Annotated in this window: 20 protein-coding genes and 2 tRNA genes; 7 read left to right on the top strand and 15 right to left on the bottom strand. The window is 42.9% G+C overall.

Translation table 11 applies throughout. The features are described from left to right. Positions 1-289: 289 nt before the first annotated feature. The 13 genes from rpsO to tpiA form a co-directional block, all read right to left on the bottom strand. On the bottom strand, positions 290-556 hold the full coding sequence (gene rpsO, locus I3255_RS00740; RefSeq protein WP_238035965.1) for a 30S ribosomal protein S15: 267 nt from the start codon (positions 554-556) through the stop codon (positions 290-292). A gap of 374 nt (positions 557-930) precedes the next feature. Then, complete coding sequence (locus I3255_RS00735; protein WP_238035964.1) at positions 931-1107, bottom strand: hypothetical protein; 177 nt, start codon at positions 1105-1107, stop codon at positions 931-933. Positions 1108-1227: 120 nt separating this feature from the next. Then, positions 1228-1389, bottom strand: coding sequence for a hypothetical protein (locus I3255_RS00730; RefSeq protein ID WP_238035963.1), 162 nt, complete (start codon positions 1387-1389; stop codon positions 1228-1230). Between the two features lie 74 nt (positions 1390-1463). Further along, entirely contained in the window at positions 1464-1988 is a 525-nt protein-coding gene (locus I3255_RS00725) for a type 1 glutamine amidotransferase domain-containing protein (RefSeq protein ID WP_238035961.1), read from the bottom strand. A 382-nt stretch (positions 1989-2370) separates the two neighbouring features. After that, positions 2371-3459 (bottom strand): tRNA pseudouridine(55) synthase TruB, encoded by a 1089-nt coding sequence (truB, locus tag I3255_RS00720; protein ID WP_238035960.1) that lies wholly within the window; start codon positions 3457-3459, stop codon positions 2371-2373. Positions 3460-3468: 9 nt separating this feature from the next. Next, positions 3469-3858, bottom strand: coding sequence for a ribosome-binding factor A (locus I3255_RS00715; RefSeq protein WP_238035959.1), 390 nt, complete (start codon positions 3856-3858; stop codon positions 3469-3471). A gap of 202 nt (positions 3859-4060) precedes the next feature. Beyond that, positions 4061-6796, bottom strand: coding sequence for a translation initiation factor IF-2 (gene infB / locus I3255_RS00710; protein ID WP_238035958.1), 2736 nt, complete (start codon positions 6794-6796; stop codon positions 4061-4063). A 148-nt stretch (positions 6797-6944) separates the two neighbouring features. Beyond that, positions 6945-8429, bottom strand: a complete 1485-nt coding sequence (nusA, locus tag I3255_RS00705) for a transcription termination factor NusA (protein WP_238035957.1) — start codon at positions 8427-8429, stop codon at positions 6945-6947. Positions 8430-8564: 135 nt separating this feature from the next. Next, entirely contained in the window at positions 8565-9065 is a 501-nt protein-coding gene (rimP, locus tag I3255_RS00700; protein ID WP_201599475.1) for a ribosome maturation factor RimP, read from the bottom strand. 443 nt (positions 9066-9508) lie between these two features. Beyond that, a tRNA-Met gene (locus tag I3255_RS00695) sits at positions 9509-9585 on the bottom strand. 123 nt (positions 9586-9708) lie between these two features. Then, positions 9709-9792 (bottom strand) — tRNA-Leu (locus I3255_RS00690). Between the two features lie 141 nt (positions 9793-9933). Then, complete coding sequence (gene secG, locus I3255_RS00685; protein WP_021814138.1) at positions 9934-10242, bottom strand: preprotein translocase subunit SecG; 309 nt, start codon at positions 10240-10242, stop codon at positions 9934-9936. A 203-nt stretch (positions 10243-10445) separates the two neighbouring features. After that, positions 10446-11270 (bottom strand): triose-phosphate isomerase, encoded by an 825-nt coding sequence (tpiA, locus tag I3255_RS00680; RefSeq protein ID WP_238035956.1) that lies wholly within the window; start codon positions 11268-11270, stop codon positions 10446-10448. 388 nt (positions 11271-11658) lie between these two features. On the opposite strand from tpiA, the gene pilB reads away from it, so the two are divergent. The 4 genes from pilB (at position 11659) to coaE (ending at position 16519) form a co-directional block, all read left to right on the top strand. Continuing rightward, entirely contained in the window at positions 11659-13374 is a 1716-nt protein-coding gene (gene pilB / locus I3255_RS00675) for a type IV-A pilus assembly ATPase PilB (RefSeq protein ID WP_238035955.1), read from the top strand. A 220-nt stretch (positions 13375-13594) separates the two neighbouring features. Next, positions 13595-14818, top strand: coding sequence for a type II secretion system F family protein (locus tag I3255_RS00670; protein ID WP_238035954.1), 1224 nt, complete (start codon positions 13595-13597; stop codon positions 14816-14818). A 7-nt stretch (positions 14819-14825) separates the two neighbouring features. Next, the gene (locus tag I3255_RS00665; RefSeq protein ID WP_238035953.1) at positions 14826-15728 is read left to right on the top strand and encodes an A24 family peptidase; all 903 of its coding nucleotides are present in this window, start codon (positions 14826-14828) and stop codon (positions 15726-15728) included. A 104-nt stretch (positions 15729-15832) separates the two neighbouring features. Next, positions 15833-16519 carry a dephospho-CoA kinase gene (gene coaE, locus I3255_RS00660; protein ID WP_238035952.1) on the top strand — a complete coding sequence of 229 codons (687 nt, stop codon included), beginning with the start codon at positions 15833-15835 and terminating at the stop codon, positions 16517-16519. On the opposite strand, the gene rlmB is transcribed toward coaE, so the two are convergent. Both rlmB and I3255_RS00650 read right to left on the bottom strand, forming a co-directional pair. Further along, on the bottom strand, positions 16482-17252 hold the full coding sequence (gene rlmB / locus I3255_RS00655) for a 23S rRNA (guanosine(2251)-2'-O)-methyltransferase RlmB (RefSeq protein ID WP_238035949.1): 771 nt from the start codon (positions 17250-17252) through the stop codon (positions 16482-16484). The genes coaE and rlmB overlap by 38 nt on opposite strands. Before the next feature lie 246 nt (positions 17253-17498). After that, a complete protein-coding gene (locus I3255_RS00650; RefSeq protein ID WP_058023616.1) occupies positions 17499-17834 on the bottom strand; it encodes a pyrimidine/purine nucleoside phosphorylase in 336 nt (111 codons plus the stop codon). Between the two features lie 719 nt (positions 17835-18553). On the opposite strand from I3255_RS00650, the gene recN reads away from it, so the two are divergent. From recN to ruvX, 3 genes are all read left to right on the top strand, one after another. Further along, positions 18554-20233 carry a DNA repair protein RecN gene (recN, locus tag I3255_RS00645; RefSeq protein WP_238035947.1) on the top strand — a complete coding sequence of 560 codons (1680 nt, stop codon included), beginning with the start codon at positions 18554-18556 and terminating at the stop codon, positions 20231-20233. 158 nt (positions 20234-20391) lie between these two features. Further along, positions 20392-20955, top strand: coding sequence for a YqgE/AlgH family protein (locus I3255_RS00640; protein ID WP_238035945.1), 564 nt, complete (start codon positions 20392-20394; stop codon positions 20953-20955). A 64-nt stretch (positions 20956-21019) separates the two neighbouring features. After that, a complete protein-coding gene (gene ruvX / locus I3255_RS00635) occupies positions 21020-21601 on the top strand; it encodes a Holliday junction resolvase RuvX (protein WP_238035943.1) in 582 nt (193 codons plus the stop codon). Positions 21602-21606: the final 5 nt, after the last annotated feature.

Here is a 21606-nt window from a genome sequence, read left to right as displayed (position 1 = left end):
TTATCGATAGGAAATACGGATTTTAACGCCCAATCAGTAACATTATCACTATTTTTGGTCGCTTATGTTTGTCGACCTTGATGTGTTTTAGACAAATGATGCTATCTAAACATAGCTTCCAAAATGAATAAGCATAAAAAAACGGCGTGAAACTATTCCACACCGTTTTTAGAAAAATCTATTTTATCGATAACAACAAACAAGTTCCAAGCGGTTAGCAAAGATTTTAAGATTCTGCCATATAATAGCGTCTTTAGTTTTATCACCCACTCGTACTATTGTCGTTAGATTAGCGACGTAGACCTAACTGGCTGATAAGAGCGGTATAGCGACCAAGATCTTTACCTTTTAGGTAATCAAGCAATTTACGACGCGTGTTAACCATACGGATAAGACCGCGACGGCTATGATGGTCAGCTTTATGTGCTTTAAAATGGTTTTGCAAATCGTTGATACGAGCGCTCAACAAAGCTACTTGAACTTCTGGAGAGCCAGTGTCGTTTTCGCCACGTTGATATTGAGCGATGATTTGTTCACGATCGGTATTAGTTAGCATAAATATCTCCGGCAATGCTAAAAACTTTAAAAACAGACTACAATCTGAGTCAGATTAAAAGCAATAGAATAATAAATAAAATAACTTGCGCGCAATTCAGGACAACCCTGCATTACTAGAGTTGACCTAGTGTACGACAAATTCAGTTAAAGATAACGAGCATTTAATACGTTTGAACGTATGCATTATATCAGTCAAAGCCAACACCTAATCAAGGTGTAGATCTAACCAACATACATTATTCAAAACTTGATTTAAATGCGAGGGCAATTATAACAAAAAACTGCTGAACTATCAGCAGTTTTTCATAAAACTTGTAAATTTGGATTTAGCCTTAATGGGATGACAATTCATCAACAGATGACAATGTTTGCTTATTTGTTAACATCATCTTGTGTTGCATTGCCACCTAGCTCGTCATCGTCAAGTGGTGACGCTGTGGTGACTTCTGCCAAACTATCAGGAGTAGCATCCTCACTAGGATTAATGTCTTCTGATAATTGCTGAATCTCTTTTTCTTGCGCATCCATATTATCTGTTGAGTTATTCATGTTAGCTCCTACATTATTATTTTCCGAAATATCTACTTTACAGTTACTAAGATAGTTATTGCTACTAAGCTAAAGCCAAATGTAGCTGTGCCATCCTAGAGTGAATGACACACAGAAATACTATTTGTCTTCTTTAGCATCTTCTACATTGCTAGCGATGCGGTCTGCAGCTGCTTCGCTGTTTTCAGTATGGTTATCTTCAGTTTGACTCTTAAGAGCGGCAGTTGCCGATTCAGCACGTTGTTGCTCAAGCTTGGTATCGTTTGGGTTAGAGTTAGACATAATATTTTCCTTAATTGTAGTTATAAATAATTGAAATGTTTTGATAACCCATCTTTCAATAAATGAAGTAAAAGTTAAGACAATGCTTTGTCAATGGCATCGACGAAGTTATTGATGTCGTCTGGATTACGTGAAGTGATTAAATTGCCATCGACTTGTACAGTCTTGTCGACATACGTTGCACCAGCATTTTCTAAATCTGTTTGCAGCGTATGATAGGCTGTCAGTGTTTTGCCCTTCGCAATGCCTGTGTTGATAAGAGCCCAAGAAGCGTGGCATATCACAGCTAATGGTTTGCCTGCATCATTGATGGCATTGATAATGTCATGGGCTTCTTTGTTACCACGGATCGTATCCGCATTAACCGTGCCACCTGGTAATATCAGTGCATCATAATCAGAAACATTTGCGTCTTTCACGAAGATATCAGCAGTAAAGGTATCACCTTTATCTACATCTTGCTGCATAGCTTGCACTTCTTTATCTTCATTAGTAGTAATCAGAATAGTCTTGTAACCTTTGTCTTTTAGCTGGTTATTAACGTCTTCGTATTCTGCTTGCTCAAAATTATTGTGTAGTAAAAAAGCGATCGTTTTCATAATATTCCTTTTCTGTCTGTACTTGTTTCTGTTTATTTTTACTTGAGTTTTTATAATTAAATTTATTATTATGCGATAATTTTGTTATTTATTATTAGTTGATAAATGATTGTTGCATTAACGACAGTCATCCTCTGACGTATTTTTTCTTATTAAAGAATATCCTTTCTGTATGCTTTCTTATTTTTATTTTCTATTGTTATATCATTCTTCCATTTTTTTTGATCCAGCTTTCCCTAGCTGGTGTATATACTGTACAAAAAAAACAGGTTTCACCATAGGTGAAACCTGCAATAAAATGTGACGGTATGTGATTAGTGTAAACTATTAGTAAATTGAATAGGTCTCAGTTGACAGATTAGTTATAGCAATCACTCTATTATCAGCGTTGAATCAACTTTTTAGGCTGTAATCGACCATTAAGGCTGACAGCCCCTAATCCAAGAAATGCTCCTTGCTCATTTAGCAAACGTATATCAACAGGTAACTCGTGCTCTAAAGGCTGCGAGATATCAATGCTGCCTTCATTACAAATATCAGAACCGACAGTACTAGTTTCTGCTTCACTGGCATTGGATATTTGATAAGCAGCATTGCTTGCAACATAATCTCTAAGCTTACCTGTCAAGCTATCGGATACGTTTAAGCGCTGTCCCATATGTACGCGCGCGCACTGTTCTTCGGTCAATATCAACTCAGCATCGATATCAATACACGCATCGACAGGCAATAACTGAGAGTGTCGGCTATCTAGGTCTTTGTCTTCTAAAGCCGATAGTGCAATAGAGTCATCAACACTAAAATTACCGACTTGCGTGCGACGCAATGCCGTTAAATGTCCAAGCGTACCCAATGTTTTCGCGATATCCTCTGCTAACACACGTACGTAAGTCCCTTTGGTACAAGTGACTGTCAAACAAATCTGTATATCATCAATCGCATGCAGCTCAATCGCCTTAATAATGATATCTCTCGGTGGCCTATCGATTTCAATACCAGCACGGGCATACTCATACAGTTTTTTGCCATCTTTTTTTAATGCTGAATACATCGGTGGTATTTGCTGCTGAGGGCCCAGAAACTGCTGTGCGATAGTAGCCAATGAAGCATCATCAAATGCTGGAATAGCCGATTGTGCCACCACTTGACCGTCTGCATCACCCGTATCGGTTTGGCTACCAAGAAGAATCGTTGCTTGATAAGACTTGTCAGCATCCAGTTGATAATGACTAAACTTGGTCGCTTCGCCTAGGCAAATCGGCAGTAAACCAGTTGCCATCGGATCAAGCGTACCAGTATGACCAGCTTTTTTACTATCGTGTATCGGTGACTTAAACAAATACTTCACTTTCGACACAACTTGCTGTGAAGTCATACCTTTGGGTTTGTCCACCAAGATCACCCCTGAAACTTTTATTTTTTCAGGTGCTTTGCTGGCTTTTTTGTCAGGTTGCTTAGTCGCTATAGACATAATAATAACTTACTCGTCATTCTCGTTTTGCTCAGTTTTGGTGACGGCTTTACTGATCAAGTCCATCATGTAGTTACCATGAGCAGTCACTTCATCATAGTGAAAGCGTAGACGTGGCGTAGTACGTGTTTTTAGACTATGGCTTAGCTCCGTACGCAAAAATCCTGCTGCTTTGTTCAGTACTTTGACGCTTTCTTCGTGATTGGTCTTAGTCATGGCATCATTGAGCTCAGGCTCCATGATAGTGACATAGATATCTGCATAGCCTAAATCTGGGCTCACTTTGACACTGGAGATTGTGACAAAACCTGTCAGACGAGGATCATTGACTTCATCACGAATAAGAACAGCAAGCTCACGCTGGATCTGATCGGATAAGCGTTGTAGACGTTGGTTCATGTTGTTACCTTACTTTAATGGGCTTATTGTTATTAATATATAGAACGGTTTGCTAAAAAATGTAGTAATGATATTTGCTAAAAAAGGCCTAGCAGGGTGTACCTGATAGGCCTAAGTACAGCTGAATATCGACAGAGTGTTTAGCATGCTCAGCACATTTGGCATATTGCATTGCTACATACTCTGCTATCGAACAGCGGCTTTAGATAGTACGGGCGAACTCTTGAATTTCAAAGACTTCGATCTTATCGCCAGCTTCGACATCATAGCCACGAACGGCCAGACCACATTCCATACCAGTACGTACTTCATTAACGTCTTCTTTATAGCGACGCAATGATTGCAATTGACCGGTAAAGATAACTTGGTCATCACGCAATACGCGGATAGGTTTGTTGCGATAAATTGTACCTTCAACCACCATACAACCAGCAGCCGCACCAAACTTACTAGAGCGGAATACTTCACGAACCTCTGCAACACCAAGGATTTTCTCACGATGTTCAGGAGCTAGCATACCGCTCATTGCAGATTTCACATCATCGATCAAACCATAGATGACACTATAGTAGCGAATATCCATGTTAGCAGTATCTGCTTTACGGCGTGCGGTGGCATCTGCACGGACGTTGAAGCCCAACAATACCGCTTCGCTAGATTCGGCAAGTGTTACGTCAGACTCAGAGATAGGACCAACGCCTGAACTGATGACTCTGACTTTGACTTCATCAGTAGACAACTCGTTCAATGCAGCTAGTAGTGCTTCAAGTGAACCACGTACGTCTGTCTTCAATACTATGTTCAAGAATGACACATCGCCTTGACCCATTTGATCGAACATACTCTCTAGACGCATGGCGTTTTGACGTTCAAGTTGACGCTCACGCTCACGGTTGGTTCTAAAGTCCGCAACTTCGCGCGCTTTTTTCTCATCCGTCACAACTAGGAATTCGCTACCAGCAGCAGGTGTTTCAGGCAAGCCCAAAATCTCTACAGGGATAGACGGACCAGCCGACTTGATACGTTGGCCATGCTCGTCAGTTAGTGCACGAACTTTACCATAGTGCTCACCGGCTAAAACCAAGTCGCCTTGCTTCAATGTCCCTTTCTTCACTAGGACACTAACAACAGGACCACGACCCTTTTCAAGTCTTGATTCGATGACCACACCCTGTGCAGCACCATCTAGTGGAGCTTCTAGCTCCATTAGCTCAGCTTGCAAGCTAATAAACTCTAGCAACTCGTCGATACCTTCGCCAGTTTTGGCAGAGATACGAGCCATTGGTGTGTCACCGCCCCATTCTTCTGAGATGACTTCTTTCGTTGTCAGTTCATTGAGAACACGGTCAGGATCAGCACTTGGCTTATCCATTTTATTAATAGCAACAATGATTGGCGTACCAGCAGCACGCGCATGATCAATCGCTTCTGCCGTTTGTGGCATCATGCCATCATCAGCTGCGACGACAAGTACAACAATATCAGTTGCCTGAGCACCGCGTGAACGCATTGCGCTAAACGCTGCGTGACCTGGAGTATCAAGGAAAGTGATAACACCGCGATCGGTTTTTACGTGGTAAGCACCGATATGCTGAGTAATACCACCCGCTTCACCATTCGCAACTTTCGTTTCACGAATTTTATCAAGTAGTGATGTCTTACCATGATCAACGTGACCCATGATCGTCACTACTGGTGGACGTGTTTGAACGTTACTGCTACGCTCATCAACGGCATCTTGTAGATCGTCTTCCACTTTGGTATCACTGACTGGTACTGGATTGTGACCCATCTCTTCAACCAGCAAACTTGCAGTTGCTTGATCAATCGTGTCTGATTCACGAGCCATTTCGCCCATTTTCATGAGTAGCTTAGTGACTTCGCGAGCTTTAACCGCCATACGCTGAGCAAGATCAGCAACTGAGATCTGCTCACTAATCTCAACATCATAGACGATTTTTTCGACTGGTTTTTCAAACTTATGCTGTGAAGCTTGTGTTGAACGCAAACCGTTTTTACGGTTTTTGATTTCACGCTCATCTTGATTCTTACGGCGACGACCGCGAGTACCCGTGCTATTTGCACCACGTTTGATTTCGCGACGCTCTTTTTCAAATGATTCTTCTAATGCGTCACCGACCAGACCTTCAGCCAATGGTTCATCTTTACGCACTTCAGTAACAGGCTCACGGTCGGTATATTTACCAGCCATTTTACGCATTTGCTCAAGTGTACGTTTTTGTGCTTCTTCAGCTTGAGTACGGCGGGTCTCTAATTCGATTTCACGCAGACGCGCTTCTTCTTTCTCACGCGTTTCGCGAGCTTTACGCTCAGCAGCGGTTTCCACTTTAGGCTTAGTAGCAGCAACTTTTTTCTTTGGCTGCTCTTTAGGCTTAACTTCAACAGTGGCTTTGCTCGCTTTACCACCTTTTTTAACGACAACTGAGGTGGAGATATCATCGTTTTTGTCGTCTGATTTTTTACTAGAGCCTAGACTTGCACGCATCGCTGCTAAAGTTGCCGCTTGACGCTCTTCCGCTTTTTTCTTAGTAGCGGCACGTTCTTCAGCTTCTTTGACGGCACGTTCTTGAGACTCAATGAGAGCCTGCTCACGCGCTGCTAATTCTTCAGCCATTTTTTCTGGATCAGGCTTTTCGAATACTTTCTTTTTACGCACTTCAACATTGACGCTCTTAGATTTGCCCGAAGAGCCAGTCACACGCGCGGTACTAGTGGTCTTAGACTTCAGACTAATACGACGCTTTTCTTGTTGACCATGACTTTGTTTTAAATACGTCACCAGCTTTTCTTGCTCAAGCTCGGTGACTAAGTCATCCTCTGCGCGAGCAGGCAGGCCAGCATCTACTAATTGCTGCTTTACAGCACTTGTAGTTTTGCCTACCATTTCTGCCAGTTCTTTGACGGTCTTATCTGCCATTTATTATCACCTACTGTCTATTATTTGCTATATGTTCAATTCAGTTGTTGGCTACAAATGATTGGGTTAAGGCTGATATTTATAAATAGATATCAGCACTTTATTCTCAATAGCATATCACCAAAAGACAGCGATATGCAGTTACCGCTTATTCATCGAACCAAGATTCCCGAGCTTTCATGATGAGTTTTCCTGCAGTTTCAGAGTCTAATCCTTCGATATCTTCTAGATCGAAGACGGCTTGTTCTGCCAAATCATCAACGGTAATAATGTCTTTTTGTGCCATTTTATAGGCCCAGCTGACTGTCATCCCTTCAAGCTCTTGGAGCTCTTGACTTGGCTCTTTCATGTTCTGTTGTTTGACCAGCTCGTCAGCAATGACGACGTCTTTAGCACGTTCTTGAATCATATCGATTGCTTCATCATCTAAGCCTTCGATGTCATAGAAGGTCTCAACGGGCACATAGGCGACTTCTTCGATGCTGGTAAAACCTATATCAACCAATGCCTGTGCTAAGTCTTGATCAACTTCTAAGCGCTCATAAAATAATTCGATGAATGCTTTTGATTCGTTTTCTTGACGCTGTTTGTACTCTTCTTCAAGCATCATATTTAGCTTATAACCAGTCAACTCAGAAGCTAGACGTACGTTCTGACCTTGAGAGCCAATAGCACGCGCCAACTGATCATTGGTGCTAAAGATAATATCTGCTGTTTGAGTGTCTTCATCTAAGATGATGCTGCTGACATCAGCTGGCTCTAAAGAGCTGATGATGAACTGAGCAGGATCATCTGACCATACCACGACGTCAATACGCTCACCATCTAGCTCTTGCTGTACTGCTTGGATACGTGTACCACGCATACCAATACAGGCACCGACTGGGTCAATACGATGATCGTTGGTCTTCACGGCTATTTTAGCACGGGTGCCAGGCAAGCGAGCGACATTGCGAATTTCAATAATTTGTTCTGCGATCTCAGGTACTTCTTTTTGCATCAATGCTGATAGCATTTCAGGATGCGTGCGAGACAACAATAACTGTGCACCGCGGTTTTCGCGGTTTACATGGTATAAGATGGCGTTGATACGCGATTTTGCACGTAGCTGCTCACGTGGCAACATTTGATCGCGTGACAAGTAACCTTCAGCATTGTCGCCCAAGTCAATAATATAGCCATCACGTGTCTGTTTCTTGACTTCGCCATACATCATTTCACCAACACGTGGCTCGAAAGCGTCTGCAACAAGTGCACGCTCAGCTTCACGGATTTTTTGGATGATGACCTGTTTTGCTTGAGTAGCCGCAATACGACCAAATTCAATCGATTCGATTTGCTCTTCTTTGATATCACCAATTGACCATTCTTCTTGATCAAGATCTGTGATAGCAAGCTGACAAGCAGGCATTTCATGGTCTTCATCTGCAACCACGGTCCAGTAACGATAAGTGTCATAATCGCCAGTTGCACGATCGATAGCTACTCGCACAGCCACTTCTGGCTGCTCGGTATATACTTTTTTCTTGGTTGATACCACCAAAGCGTCTTCTATGGCTTCAAAGATATCTTCAGGATTTAAGCCCTTTTCATTACTGACAGTTTCTACTACCGTTAAGATTTCACGACTCATGCTATACCTGTCCTATCATTTTTTAATTGACTTAAATTTTATAATTTGGGTGTTGCTATTATATAGTTGCTATAAGCCACATAAGCTATTTGAAGATGACACTGCTACTCTATGAGCAGTTGCCTAACAATATATTTAGGCATCTTCGTAAACTAAGTTGGCTTTATCAATATTACTTAATGCAATCTCAAACTGCTCACCATCGCTTGACGTCAGTTTTAAAGCTTTATCATCGATACTATCTAATGTACCTGTTGCTTTACGACGTTTTTGATCACCTGTGCCGATAGCTTGAATCAAACGCAAGCTTACTGTTTGACCCACATAGGCATGCATCTGCTCATCTGAGAAAAATGCACGGTCAAAACCAGGTGAAGACACTTCTAAAATATATTCACCAGCGATAGGATCATGAACTTCTAAGATACCGCTTACTTGATGATTAACTGCGGCACAGTCTTCGATAGTGACGTGCTTATCTTGAGCTTGCTCTTCTGGCAATGCCTCAATATAAATACGCAATAAAGAGCGGCGGCCTTGTGGCGCAAATTCTATACCCCATAGCGACACATCGCAAGCGGCCACAGCAGGGGCAATAATATTAGTCAGTTCTGCAACTTTAGTCGAAAGCTTCATAATCTCTTTGTATTTTCCTATTCGCTTATCTATCGTACTTAGTAAACCGTATCAAAGCTTTGCTCTTTTCGTACTTATATATAGTAAGAATTACGGTCATTATATAATGGTAAACCACAAACATATAACAGGTGTTGTGCGTTTATATAGGGACGAGCCTAAAAAACATCAAGCTCAGCCAAACAATGCTTTTATTAGTTATAAAGCACTACTATCGATAAAAACGTGAGGAATAAAAGATAGTGTTGCTTAAGGAGCATCGTGCCAGTGGCGGCCGATGATGACCAGTGACGAGTAATATCGTACTCTATAGACCTAGAGCTTAGCATAAGTAGGATAGATACCGCGATAACACTGACCTTCAGATACAAAAAAACCCACAAACGTTATGGTGGGTTAATCGGTACTGACAAATTTAGTGTACAAAACATCAGTATAAAAAGTGGTAGCGGGGGCTGGATTTGAACCAACGACCTTCGGGTTATGAGCCCGACGAGCTACCAGACTGCTCCACCCCGCATCAATCTAGAACGCATATTATAGGGAGATAATGTAGAAGTGTCAACACTTTATTTAAAATAAGTATAAATTAAGTGGTTACTACTAAAAATCCAACCTGACGCTATGCGGCGTCCGTGAAACTTGGTGCGATTGGGGGGACTTGAACCCCCACAGCTTTCGCCACCACCCCCTCAAGATGGCGTGTCTACCATTCCACCACAATCGCATTTTATTACCCTGCTCTCTAACTTCCTATCTACTATATATAATGCGTAAGGTAGGCATTAATAGATAAGGACTTGCGAAAACAGAAAAGCATTGTAAATGTAACCTACCAAAATAGCAAGCGCTGACTACTCAAAACTACTTATTCGGGATTTTGTGTCAATGGACGCGGCGTTTGTGGTGCTGACACTGGCGCATCTAGACGAAACTGATCTTCAGCCTGCTTACGCGCATGCACCGCCAGCGTCATACTGGTAATAAAGAATATGACCGTTAATACTGCAGTCGCACGCGTCAAAAAGTTGGCGGTTCCCGCTGCACCAAATACCGTACCTGATGAGCCGGCACCAAAAGAAGCCCCAGCGTCTGCCCCTTTACCATGCTGTATCAAAATCAAGCCGATCATGGCAATGGCCACGATAATATGCAGGGCTAATATAAACGTAAACATGGTGGCCTCTTTTGCCGCGTAATGACGACTGATAACGGAAAATAAAACGTAAGGTTAATAAAAATAAGGACTAGCATCTGATAATGCCAAATCGATTATATAAATAAGGCGCATTGTACACGATTGCAAGGGTACTGTTAAACCTACTTTTACCAACTGATAAAACCATACTGTCTATCAGCTATGATACTGATATCTGAGCATTATTTATTTGATTCAGCATTCGCTTGACTAAAAGCACCAGCGATCGCTAAGAAGCTATCTGCTTTTAATGAAGCCCCGCCAACCAAAGCACCATCAATCATAGGGTCAGCAGCAAAGCTATCGGCATTACCAGCATTGACACTACCGCCATACAGCACGGTAATCGTATCTGCTATGTCAGCAAAGCCCGCAACGGTTTGCTTGATATGCTGATGAGTCTTACTCACTTCTGCCACAGTCGGCACTTTGCCAGTACCAATTGCCCAGACAGGTTCGTAAGCGACGAGTAGCTTTTCAGATAACGATGCTGCTAAATCTGGTTGCTGAACAAGCATATCTTTAATCACTAAGAGTTGTTCATTAATAACGTCAAGTGTTTGACCATTATCATACTGTTCTTGCGTTTCGCCGATACAGAACACCACGCCAAGATTCTGAGAAAACGCATGAGACAGTTTATTTATTAGACAGTCATGAGATTCTTTATGATACTGGCGACGCTCAGAGTGACCAAGTATTGTCCAAGTGGCTCCTGTATCTGCGACTTGCTGTGCTGAGCAGTCTCCCGTATAAGCGCCTGTGCTTGCACTATGAGCGCTCACGTCTTGAGCGGCACTGATTATTGAACTATTTGCTAAGCGTGCACTGACTGCGGCCAAATGAATACAGCTTGGTGCTACCATCAATTTGCATTGACTACTAGAGGTTGGCGTTTTAGCTTGATTTTTAGCATCAACCTTAGTTAGCAGGTCATCTAACAGCACATCAACATCATGGCTAGTTGCTGGATTCTGTTTCCAATTACCGATCACCCAAGCTTGCATACTTATTTACCTTGTCTCATGTATTCGCGCCAATTCGGCTCATATGCGCGCCAGTATAACAAATAATTCGTAAGTGCTATAGTAGTGTGCTGCCAGAAGCAGCAGCGCTTTTCAATACCTATGTTCAAAAATGACAGCTAAAAGCAGAGATTTTGATGTATTGATTGTTTAATCGTTTGTAGAAAGCCTTTAAACTAAAATCAATTAAAATCGTATGTTGTGTTTAACAGAAATTAAATATTATTAAACGCTTTCTAAGTTATTACGAAAGAAGTAAAAATAACTTGCTGAATCAAAATACGTATCGATTACCGCAAATATATTAAAACATATATAGTAGTCTGTATTCTAAAGCGGTGTACAAACCCTTTATCAAGGAGAGGTCATAATGTCTATTACAACCAGTAAATATGGTGGTCTGGCGCAGCAGCTCATCAGTGATGGTGTCGTTAGCGAAGCAAATATGAAAACGGCACAGATTGAGTCGCAGCAGCAGCAAATAGGATTGGTGCCGTACCTTGTAGATAATAAACTGGCGGATTCTTATCACCTTGCCCAAATGTTATCACAAGCCTTTGGCGATCCCTTGTTCGATCTTGATGCGCTCAGCACTGATGTCATTCCAAAGGATTTAGTCGATGAAAAAATCGTCCGTAAGTTTAATGCATTGCCACTATTTAAGCGCGGACAACGCTTATTTGTAGCGCTCAGTGATCCAACTCGTGTTGATGCTATTGATGCCATTGCCTTTAATTCTCGCTTGTCTATTGAAACGATTGTTGTTGAAGAAAACAAGCTAAAAAAGCGTATCGAAAGCGTTTACGCTGATACGATGCAGAGCTTTGACAGCTTCTCTGACAGTGACTTAAATGTTGGTTTTGAAGATGGTGATGAAGGTAACGATGACGGTGAAACGAAGCTTAGCGACGGGGTAGATGAGGCACCTGTTGTAAAATTCGTCAATAAAATGCTGGTCGATGCTATTCGCATGGGTGCTTCTGATCTGCATTTTGAACCTTACGAAAAATCTTTCCGAGTACGTTTTCGTGTTGATGGTGTTATGGAAAAGATAGCCAATCCGCCAGTCCAACTGGCCAACAAAATCGCAGCGCGTTTAAAAGTCATGTCACAGATGGATATCTCAGAGCGTAGGGTACCGCAAGATGGACGTATCAAGCTCAAAATCTCTAAAACTAAAGCCATTGACTTCCGTGTGAACTCGTTACCAACTTTGTTCGGTGAAAAAATCGTTTTGCGTATCCTAGATCCTTCATCAGCCATGCTTGGTATTGATGCGCTAGGGTATGAACCCGATCAGCAGGAGATGTTTTTAGAAGCGCTGCACAAACCGCAAGGTATGCTCCTAATTACTGGTCCCACTGGTTCTGGTAAGACTGTCTCTCTTTATACGGGTATCAATATTTTAAACACTGGTGCTACCAACATCTCAACCGCCGAAGACCCTGTGGAGATTAACCTTGAGGGTATCAATCAGGTCAATGTCAACGCTAAAGTTGGTCTAACCTTTGCTAATGCGCTCAAGTCTTTTTTGCGTCAAGATCCCGATATTGTCATGGTTGGTGAGATTCGTGACTTGGAGACTGCCGAGATCGCTATTAAAGCGGCACAAACAGGACACATGGTACTCTCAACCCTGCATACCAACTCAGCACCCGAGACGTTGACGCGCTTGCGTAATATGGGTGTGGCTTCTTTTAACATTGCAACGTCAGTCAACCTAGTCATTGCCCAACGTTTGGCGCGGCGGTTATGCAAGAACTGTAAGAAACCGATCAATATTCCACGGCAAAGCCTACTAGAGATCGGCTTTACTGATGCAGACTTGGACAACTCAGACAATGTGATTTATGAGCCAGTAGGCTGTAATGAGTGCCGTGAAGGTTACAAAGGTCGTGTGGGTATTTATGAGGTGATGAAGGTCAGCCCCGACATCTCACGTATCATTATGGAAGATGGCAATGCCATAGATATCAAAGATGCAGCGCTCAAAAATGGTTTTCGAGATCTGCGCCGTTCTGGGGTTTTAAAAGTTCTGCAAGGTGTCACCAGTATTCAAGAAATGATGCGTGTTACTTCTGAATAAGTAGCATAAATATTCAGTCGTATAATAAACTATTAGCCTTCTAATATGTTTCTTTCTAAAAGCTTCTAACTTAGAAATATTGTCTGATAGATATACCTAAAAATAAAACAGATAGTCACTGGTTTTTTGCGCTAAAATAAAGTATGCCAGCCAACAATTCTGCCTGGTATCCTGCTTCATGTTTGCAATATCTATATTAGACAATTTCGAGGGTAATAATATGGCAAAAGCTAAGACTGACATGCTATTGGACTTTGTCTATGATGGCGTGAATCGACGCGGGCAAAAGGTAAAAGGTGAAACCACTAGTCGTAGCTTAGAGTTAGCCAAAGCAACTTTACGCAAGCAAGGGATCACGGTTAAAGGTATCAAGAAGAAACCAAAACCGCTCTATACCTTCAAAAAACCAATTAAAGCCATTGATATTGCGATTTTTGCGCGGCAATTGGCAACGATGATGAAAGCAGGTGTCCCGCTGACTCAATCTTTTGAAATTGTAGCAGATTCGCTTGATAATCCGAGTATGAAAGACTTGGTGCTACAAATCAAAGCTGATATCGAAGCAGGTGGTACCTTTGCTTCCGCCCTACGTAAACACCCTCGTTACTTTGATGATCTATTCTGCTCACTCGTCGAATCTGGTGAACAATCGGGTGCACTAGAGACCATGCTTGAGCGTGTAGCGACTTACAAAGAAAAAAGCGAACTACTAAAAGCAAAGATTAAGAAAGCAATAAAATATCCGATTGCTGTCATCATAGTTGCCATTGTCGTTACTATGATTCTACTAATAAAAGTCGTGCCTGTATTTTCAGACCTATTTGAGTCATTTGGCGCAGAGCTACCTGCTTTTACTCAAATGGTAGTTGGTATGTCTGAGTGGATGAAAGCATGGTGGTTTATTTTAATTATCTTTATCGGTGGGGCTATTATCGGATTTTCAGAAGCCAAAAAACGCTCTAAAAAATTCCGTGACTTTTTAGATCGTGCGGTACTAAAAGCACCAATTTTTGGCAATATTGCTTACCAAGCAATTATTGCGCGTTTTGCTCGTACGCTATCTACGACTTTTGCCGCTGGTGTACCTCTCATTGATGCGCTAGATTCTACTGCTGGTGCGACCAATAATGTTGTGTTTTATAACGCCACTCAACAGGTCAAAAATGACGTTTCTACTGGTCAACAACTACAGTTCTCCATCCGTTCAACTAATTTATTCCCAAGTCTCGTCATTCAAATGGTGGGTATCGGCGAAGAATCTGGTAGCTTGGAAGAAATGCTAGATAAAGTCGCTGTCTATTATGAGAATGAGGTCGATAACGCCGTTGATGGTTTGACCAGCTTAATGGAACCTATGATCATGGCTGTACTGGGTGTATTAGTTGGTGGTCTGGTCATTGCGATGTACTTACCAATCTTCCAAATGGGCTCGGTCGTAGGATAATGATTTAATGCAATTCATACAGTTACTACAAGAAAATATAGCTCTAGCCTTGGTCGTATTTGGTTTGTTAGGTCTTTGTGTTGGCAGTTTTTTAAATGTTGTGATTCATCGTATCCCGCTTATGATGATTTATGGTTGGCGACAAGAATGTAGCCAATTTATGATCGAACAGGCAGATATGCCACGCGAGCATACGCTACCTATAGCGAATGTCGTGGCTGCTGACCAACCCATTACTTTGAGTCGTCCTGCCTCACGCTGCCCCTATTGCGCTCATAAGATCAGATGGTATGAAAACATCCCCTTAATCAGCTGGCTGGCACTAAAAGGGCGCTGCTCAAACTGCAAAGCTGCTATTGGTTTGCGTTATCCTGTAGTTGAGTCAGTAACCGCTTTACTATCGGTGCTCGTGATCTACAAATTCGGCGTCAATGCAACTGGATTGTCAGCGCTCGTTTTAGTGTGGACACTAGTGGCTCTAACAGGTATTGATTTTGATACGCAGCTATTACCCGATCGCCTGACTTTTCCACTAGCAGGTCTAGGATTGGCGGTCAACTCACAAGGCTGGTTTGTCTCGCCAACGCAGTCGATATGGGGATTGCTCTTTGGATTTTTATCCCTGTGGATCGTCGTCAAAGTATTCTATTTAATCACTAAGAAACATGGAATGGGACAAGGTGATTTTAAATTACTATCAGTATTAGGTGCTTGGCTCGGGCCCATGATGTTGCCATTAATTATTTTATTATCATCCTTGCTTGGGTCAATCGTCGGGATCATCTTGATGAAAAAACAAGGTGAGAGCAGGCCTTTTGCCTTTGGTCCTTACATTGCTATCGCGGGTATTGTTGCTTTGTTATACGGCTCAGATATCGTCAGCTGGTATCTTGGTATGTATACTTACTAAGTCTTGATAGTAAGTTTTTTACCCTAATCTATAAGCACAATTATTGATAAGCAATTTCTTCACTAGTCACTGCTTTTACTATCTCTGTCAAATAAGCCATCATTATGTCAAATAAAGTCGCACAATCTTATTCGCGTCAACCACAAAGTCTACAGACAAAAAACAAGACGCTCGTCGTTGGTTTAACAGGCGGGATCGGTAGTGGCAAATCCGCTGCTAGTGCTTGGTTTTCTGAGCAAGGGATCGATATTATCGATGCCGATGTGATCGCTCATGAGATCGTTACTAAAGGCAGCGATACTCTGCGCAAAATCCAAAAAAGATTCGGTGATTGGGTATTGAATGGTGATGGGTCAATGGATAGAGCCGCTGTACGCTCGCATGTATTTGCAAACCCTGAAGCGCTTATTGAGCTTGAGGCGATCACGCATCCAGCGATACGTGAGACAGCGAAAGCACAGTTAGAGTCTAGTACCTCACCTTATGTGGTATTGTCCGCACCTCTACTCATTGAGGGAGCAGAAGCGGGTCTTGCCAATTTGTGTCAACGTATCCTTGTGATGGATGCCACCGAAGACACGCAACTTGCGCGTGCCAGTCAGCGTGATGATCAAAGTATTCAAAAAATTAAAGCCATTATGACCAACCAGCTCAGTCGTGAAGAGCGCAATCGTCATGCAGACGATGTCATACTCAACGAGAGCGACCTTGCCTCTCTATACTTACAGCTAGAACCTCTACACCAAGAGTACCTTACGCTTGCCCAGCAGCTAAAGTTCGCTGGCGATTAACCTCATATAGAGCCATACCAGTAGCGACGCTTACGTTTAAGCTTTGTAGGTTGCCATGCTCGTTTCCTGACATTGGAATATAGACCAGCTCATCGCAGCTCTCCATTGTTAGGCGGCGCATCCCTTCTCCTTCTGACCCCATGATGATGGCGGTTTTGCCAGTCAGATCAGCGGCATGGATGGGCTTCGCATCGGCATTGAGTGCCGTACCAAACACAAATACTCCTGCGTTTTTGATTTGCGACAGTGTACGTGCCAAATTGGTGACACTAATAATTGGCATCATTTCTGCGGCACCAACGGATACTTTAGCCACTGTGGGCGTTAGGCTTGCTGCATGGTGCTTCGGACAAACCACGGCGTCCACACCCATTGCTACGGCTGTACGTAAGCAAGCGCCAAAGTTATGTGCGTCTGTGATTTGATCTAGCACTAATAATAAGCACTGTTCGCGCCCAATAATGGTATCAAGCAGACCTTCATCAGCAAAACCTAGCGGACGAGCATTGAGTACCACGCCTTGATGCTGCGGGCTACCACATAGCTGTGTCAGCTTATCTTTTTGGGTCGGCTGGATACTGATACCATTAGCTTCCGCCTCAGCCATAATGGCTTGTACATGGCTGTCACTCTCGCGGCCCTGTTGCACAAACAAGCTAAGACCATCCAAAGGGCGGTGTTTAAGTAACGCATCAATGGCATGAATGCCGTAAAAATAAAGGGGTTTTGCCATAATAGGCCTATTAAATATTAGGTGGATATCGCGCTAAGCGATGGAATAAGAAGAATATTATCGACGTTGAGCACTGCAACTTGTTGCCAATGAGGAAGCGATTAGGTCAGCACTAAAAACAGAAATAAACAATACCAATCTGATATTGTTTATTGTTTGGTCATTAAGATTTGATGGCGTTAGCTATTCACTGATGGTACTAGCTTAATTGCAGCCAATGTTAACTTAATCGCATTGTTGATAATATCAACCTTCTAAATGGCAAACATACTGGACGATTTCTTCGGTACGTAGATTGAAACCGCTATTGCCTTCGACGACAAATGATTGACCAGCACGGTAGTAGCTGAACTCGTCATCACCATTAATTTTCACTTCACACTCGCCGCCAGTAATTTCGATACGCTCGGATGTATTGGTACTAAAGTGATAATGCTCAACCAAGTTATCACAAGGTAAGATCACGCCCAAGGTTTTGTGACGACCGTCTTCAAACATAATGGTATGGCTGGAACAGCGACCATCATAAGATACTGTCGCTTGGGCATTAACTGTTACGTTAGTAAATTGCGCCGCTGTCATAGTGGCTTCCTTATCAAATAATTATGGTAAAACTAAAAAATAAGTAACTGGTTACCGCTAGAGCTGCGTCATCGACACACCTCTCTGCACTAAGTACGGTATCCTTCTCTACTAGATATCTGCGTGCTAAGAGTAGCCACAGGTTCTATGAAAACGCTTTGGAATAATGACTGATTGGCATATTCTTCTCACTATACGCCTGTAATTTTACAAAATCATGACTCGTTGTCATGCACCGTATTTCATCAATATAACAAGAAGAGTTTATCATTATGTGAGATTATGCTACCACATTATCTCTATAAAGTTTGTTAAAGCGACTAGGAAAATACTGTTTAATGCTTAGCTCAAATAGACTTATTTATCTGCTTTTGTACCATTAACGCATCGTGATACTGGGTCTATTTTTATGAATTTTGTCCGAAATCGCGCTTAGTATATAGACATGGTTTTGCTATAATCAACCCGCTTAATGATTGATATTACAGCGATTACTCATTGCCAGTTTTTGATGACTTTGTGGTAATCTTCCAATCACAAATTTGATTATACACTCCCTTAACGTTTGTATTTACGCACATTTAACACCATACTGTTTGCCTACAATATTTATCTAGTTATTGTCGTTAAATAGATAAATTCATTTCTTTATTTACCTTATTTTATAGATGACTTCTTAATATTTATACGAAGTTCATTGTCTGTCATGAGAGGCGTTGATGCTAGTATCATTAACTTTACATCAGTTTGCGTTGATCGCTCAGCATGAGCTGAGTGTCGCTGAAGGCTTCAATGTCATCACTGGTGAAACAGGGGCTGGCAAGTCGTTATTGCTGGATGCACTATCCTTGTGTGTCGGCGCACGCGCAGACAGCGCGATGGTCAGACATGGCGCAGACAATGCAGACATTTATGCTCAGTTTGATGTAGCAAACAACAGCGTCATTGCCGAATGGTTTGCCAAAAATGATCGGGCGCTAGACGAGCCTGAAGTACTTATTCGGCGGCAGCTGAGCAATACTGGTCGCTCAAAAGCATGGTTGAATGGTTCGCCCGCCAGTTTGGCTGAGCTAAAAAGCTTGGGCGCATTACTGGTCAATATTCATAGCCAACATGCTCAGCAAGCCTTACTCAAGCCGCAGTTTGTGGTAAATTGGCTCGATGAGATGGCACAGATAACACCGCTAGCCATCCAAACTGCGAGTAGCTATCAGCAGTATCAGCAGCTAAAGCGTCGCGCTGATGATATTGCAAGTCGCGAGGCTCAGCGTCAAGATCGTATTCAACTTTTACAGAGCCAACTGGCAGACATCACCCCTCTATTGGCTGTGGACTATGCAGAAGTTGAATCTGAGCACGAGGAGCTCTCTAATATTGAAGCCTTAATGCAAGAGGCCAGCCATGGCTTGCATCTGCTCGACAACGATACCGATGAGCCAGATGTGATGACGTTGCTTGGGCAAGCAATCAAGCTTTGCGATCACCAAGTTGGTGTCAGCCAAACCTTTGAGCAAGCCTCTGAGCAGCTGCATTTGGCGCAGCAACAAATCACCGAGGTGACGGCGCTACTATCAGATTATGCCGAGCAGCAGCTACCTGACCCTGAGCGCTTGCAAGCACTAGACAATCTCATCAGTTTGGGTCATCGCTTATCACGTAAGCACAACTTGCCAGCAAGCGATTTGATTGATGAAGCAAAAGCGTGGCAAGAGCAATTAGAGCAGTTAGAAAACGAGCCGAGCAGTGATGCGATGGCCGCGCAAATTGAGCAAGCTTGGCAGGACTATCTAGCACTGGCCACACAGCTAAATAAAGAGCGTACAAAAGCGGCACCAACCATTAGCAAACAGCTTATAGAACAACTACAACCGCTTGCTTTACCTAATGCGCGCTGCGAGTTTGTTTTTACCAAAAAGACAGAGTCTAGCCAGTACAATGCACACGGCTGCTACGATATTGATTTATTGTTCAGTGCCAATGTCGGTATGCCCATGCAGCCACTACATAAAATCGCCTCAGGTGGCGAGCTGTCGCGAATGGCGCTGGTCATGCAAGTCTTGCAGGCAACCAACGCTGATAACAATGCCGCTAAGCCTATGCTGGTATTCGATGAAGTCGATGTCGGTATCAGTGGCGGTACGGCGCAGGTGGTCGGCGAGTTGCTACGCACGCTTGGGCAAACGCAGCAATTGCTCGCGATCACTCACCAAGCACAAGTCGCGGCGCAAGCGCACCAGCATATTTTGGTACAAAAGCACCATCAAGAACAGACCGAAAGTGAGCTGATCATCCTGACCAACAGCGCGCAGGTAGATGAGCTGGCGCGTATGTCTGGTGGCGTTACGATCACTGATGTGACTCGCGATCATGCTCGTAGCTTGCTATCTGATGTCAAATGACACATTAATTGTCGTTAAATTATCCAGCACTATTAATCAAAAAAAGTACTTGTTAAATCTTTGTGGCTATCAATAGTAGTTGGCGTGAATCTTGCTTTTCTATTGGTTATCACCATATAGTGGTCTCTCACCCTTATTATTCGGTTGCGTTTGTTTCTATGTCTAAAACCAATTTGACCCATCATTTCTTAATTGCGGCACCAGAGCTGTCAGACCCAAGGTTTGAACAGGCACTCATTTATATTTGTCGCCATGATAATCGCGGTGCACTAGGTCTAATGGTCAATCGTCCGTTAGAACAGGCGCGAGTGGGTAAACTGCTAGAAGATTTGGATATTGAGGTGACCGATCCGCAAGTGATGGAAGATGTGGCTTTAGAAGGTGGCCCTATGTATCCTGAGGTGGGCTTTGTGCTGCATACAGGTCAGCCTGAATGGGCGTCTTCTTTTGCGATTTCAGAGAATGTCTGCATCACCACTAGCCAAGATATTCTAAAGCGTATCGCGGCAGGTCAAGGCGTCGGTCACTATCAACTGTGCTTGGGTCATGCCAGCTGGGGCAAAAAACAGTTAGACCAAGAACTAGGTAATGGTGATTGGCTCGTCTGCCCTGCCGATCTGACTTTATTGTTTGATACGCCGTTTGAAGAGCGCTGGCAAATCGCCGCTGACAAAATCGGCGTCAACTTTGACTACCTTAGCAGTGACATCGGTCATGCTTAATAGCATATGCTCTATGAATTGCGCTCTATGAATACAGATAAAGAAATAAAGGATAGCCGTCACTATGGTGGATAGTACTTTTACAGTAGATAGCACAGAAGATACAGATCATGATCTTGATATAAATGGCATTGACAGTAATGAGTCTAACGTCAATGGTCTTAGCGACTCTGAGCCAGAAATAAAGCCGCATCTTATCTTGGCTCTAGATTATGGCGTCAAGAAAATGGGCATGGCGCTTGGTAATACTCTGACCCAAACCGCACGCGCTTTTGATATTTTGGCGATGAATAATGGTCAGCCAGACTGGGACAATCTCATCGGTATTATAAAAGTCTGGGGCGTGGCACAGGTGGTGGTCGGCCTGCCACTTAATATGGATGGTAGCAGCTCCATGCTCTCAAAACGCGCACATAAATTTGCGCGGCGTCTAGCTCATAGAATTATGGAGCAGCGCTTGCCAGTGACCGTATCATTATGTGATGAGCGTTTAACCTCTATCGAAGCAAGAGAGATCGCCTGGGACAACGGCTGGATCAAGCATGAACGTGATCCGATTGATGATATCTCTGCTTGTATCTTGATGTCGACCTACTTTGCGGATCCAAATAGTAGTATCGCTATTGATGCGGTCAAAGCAGACTGATTAGG

This window comes from Psychrobacter sp. Ps6 (assembly GCF_022129235.1).
GTDB lineage: Bacteria > Pseudomonadota > Gammaproteobacteria > Pseudomonadales > Moraxellaceae > Psychrobacter.
This window is presented reverse-complemented; position numbering and strand designations above follow the sequence as displayed.

Bases quoted from the DNA above. Each gene is read 5' to 3' on its own strand.
- rpsO (WP_238035965.1), bottom strand. From the start codon at position 556: ATGCTAACTAATACCGATCGTGAACAAATCATCGCTCAATATCAACGT.
- I3255_RS00735 (WP_238035964.1), bottom strand. From the start codon at position 1,107: ATGAATAACTCAACAGATAATATGGATGCGCAAGAAAAAGAGATTCAG.
- I3255_RS00730 (WP_238035963.1), bottom strand. From the start codon at position 1,389: ATGTCTAACTCTAACCCAAACGATACCAAGCTTGAGCAACAACGTGCT.
- I3255_RS00725 (WP_238035961.1), bottom strand. From the start codon at position 1,988: ATGAAAACGATCGCTTTTTTACTACACAATAATTTTGAGCAAGCAGAA.
- truB (WP_238035960.1), bottom strand. From the start codon at position 3,459: ATGTCTATAGCGACTAAGCAACCTGACAAAAAAGCCAGCAAAGCACCT.
- I3255_RS00715 (WP_238035959.1), bottom strand. From the start codon at position 3,858: ATGAACCAACGTCTACAACGCTTATCCGATCAGATCCAGCGTGAGCTT.
- infB (WP_238035958.1), bottom strand. From the start codon at position 6,796: ATGGCAGATAAGACCGTCAAAGAACTGGCAGAAATGGTAGGCAAAACT.
- nusA (WP_238035957.1), bottom strand. From the start codon at position 8,429: ATGAGTCGTGAAATCTTAACGGTAGTAGAAACTGTCAGTAATGAAAAG.
- rimP (WP_201599475.1), bottom strand. From the start codon at position 9,065: ATGAAGCTTTCGACTAAAGTTGCAGAACTGACTAATATTATTGCCCCT.
- secG (WP_021814138.1), bottom strand. From the start codon at position 10,242: ATGTTTACGTTTATATTAGCCCTGCATATTATCGTGGCCATTGCCATG.
- tpiA (WP_238035956.1), bottom strand. From the start codon at position 11,270: ATGCAAGCTTGGGTGATCGGTAATTGGAAACAGAATCCAGCAACTAGC.
- pilB (WP_238035955.1), top strand. From the start codon at position 11,659: ATGTCTATTACAACCAGTAAATATGGTGGTCTGGCGCAGCAGCTCATC.
- I3255_RS00670 (WP_238035954.1), top strand. From the start codon at position 13,595: ATGGCAAAAGCTAAGACTGACATGCTATTGGACTTTGTCTATGATGGC.
- I3255_RS00665 (WP_238035953.1), top strand. From the start codon at position 14,826: ATGCAATTCATACAGTTACTACAAGAAAATATAGCTCTAGCCTTGGTC.
- coaE (WP_238035952.1), top strand. From the start codon at position 15,833: ATGTCAAATAAAGTCGCACAATCTTATTCGCGTCAACCACAAAGTCTA.
- rlmB (WP_238035949.1), bottom strand. From the start codon at position 17,252: ATGGCAAAACCCCTTTATTTTTACGGCATTCATGCCATTGATGCGTTA.
- I3255_RS00650 (WP_058023616.1), bottom strand. From the start codon at position 17,834: ATGACAGCGGCGCAATTTACTAACGTAACAGTTAATGCCCAAGCGACA.
- recN (WP_238035947.1), top strand. From the start codon at position 18,554: ATGCTAGTATCATTAACTTTACATCAGTTTGCGTTGATCGCTCAGCAT.
- I3255_RS00640 (WP_238035945.1), top strand. From the start codon at position 20,392: ATGTCTAAAACCAATTTGACCCATCATTTCTTAATTGCGGCACCAGAG.
- ruvX (WP_238035943.1), top strand. From the start codon at position 21,020: ATGGTGGATAGTACTTTTACAGTAGATAGCACAGAAGATACAGATCAT.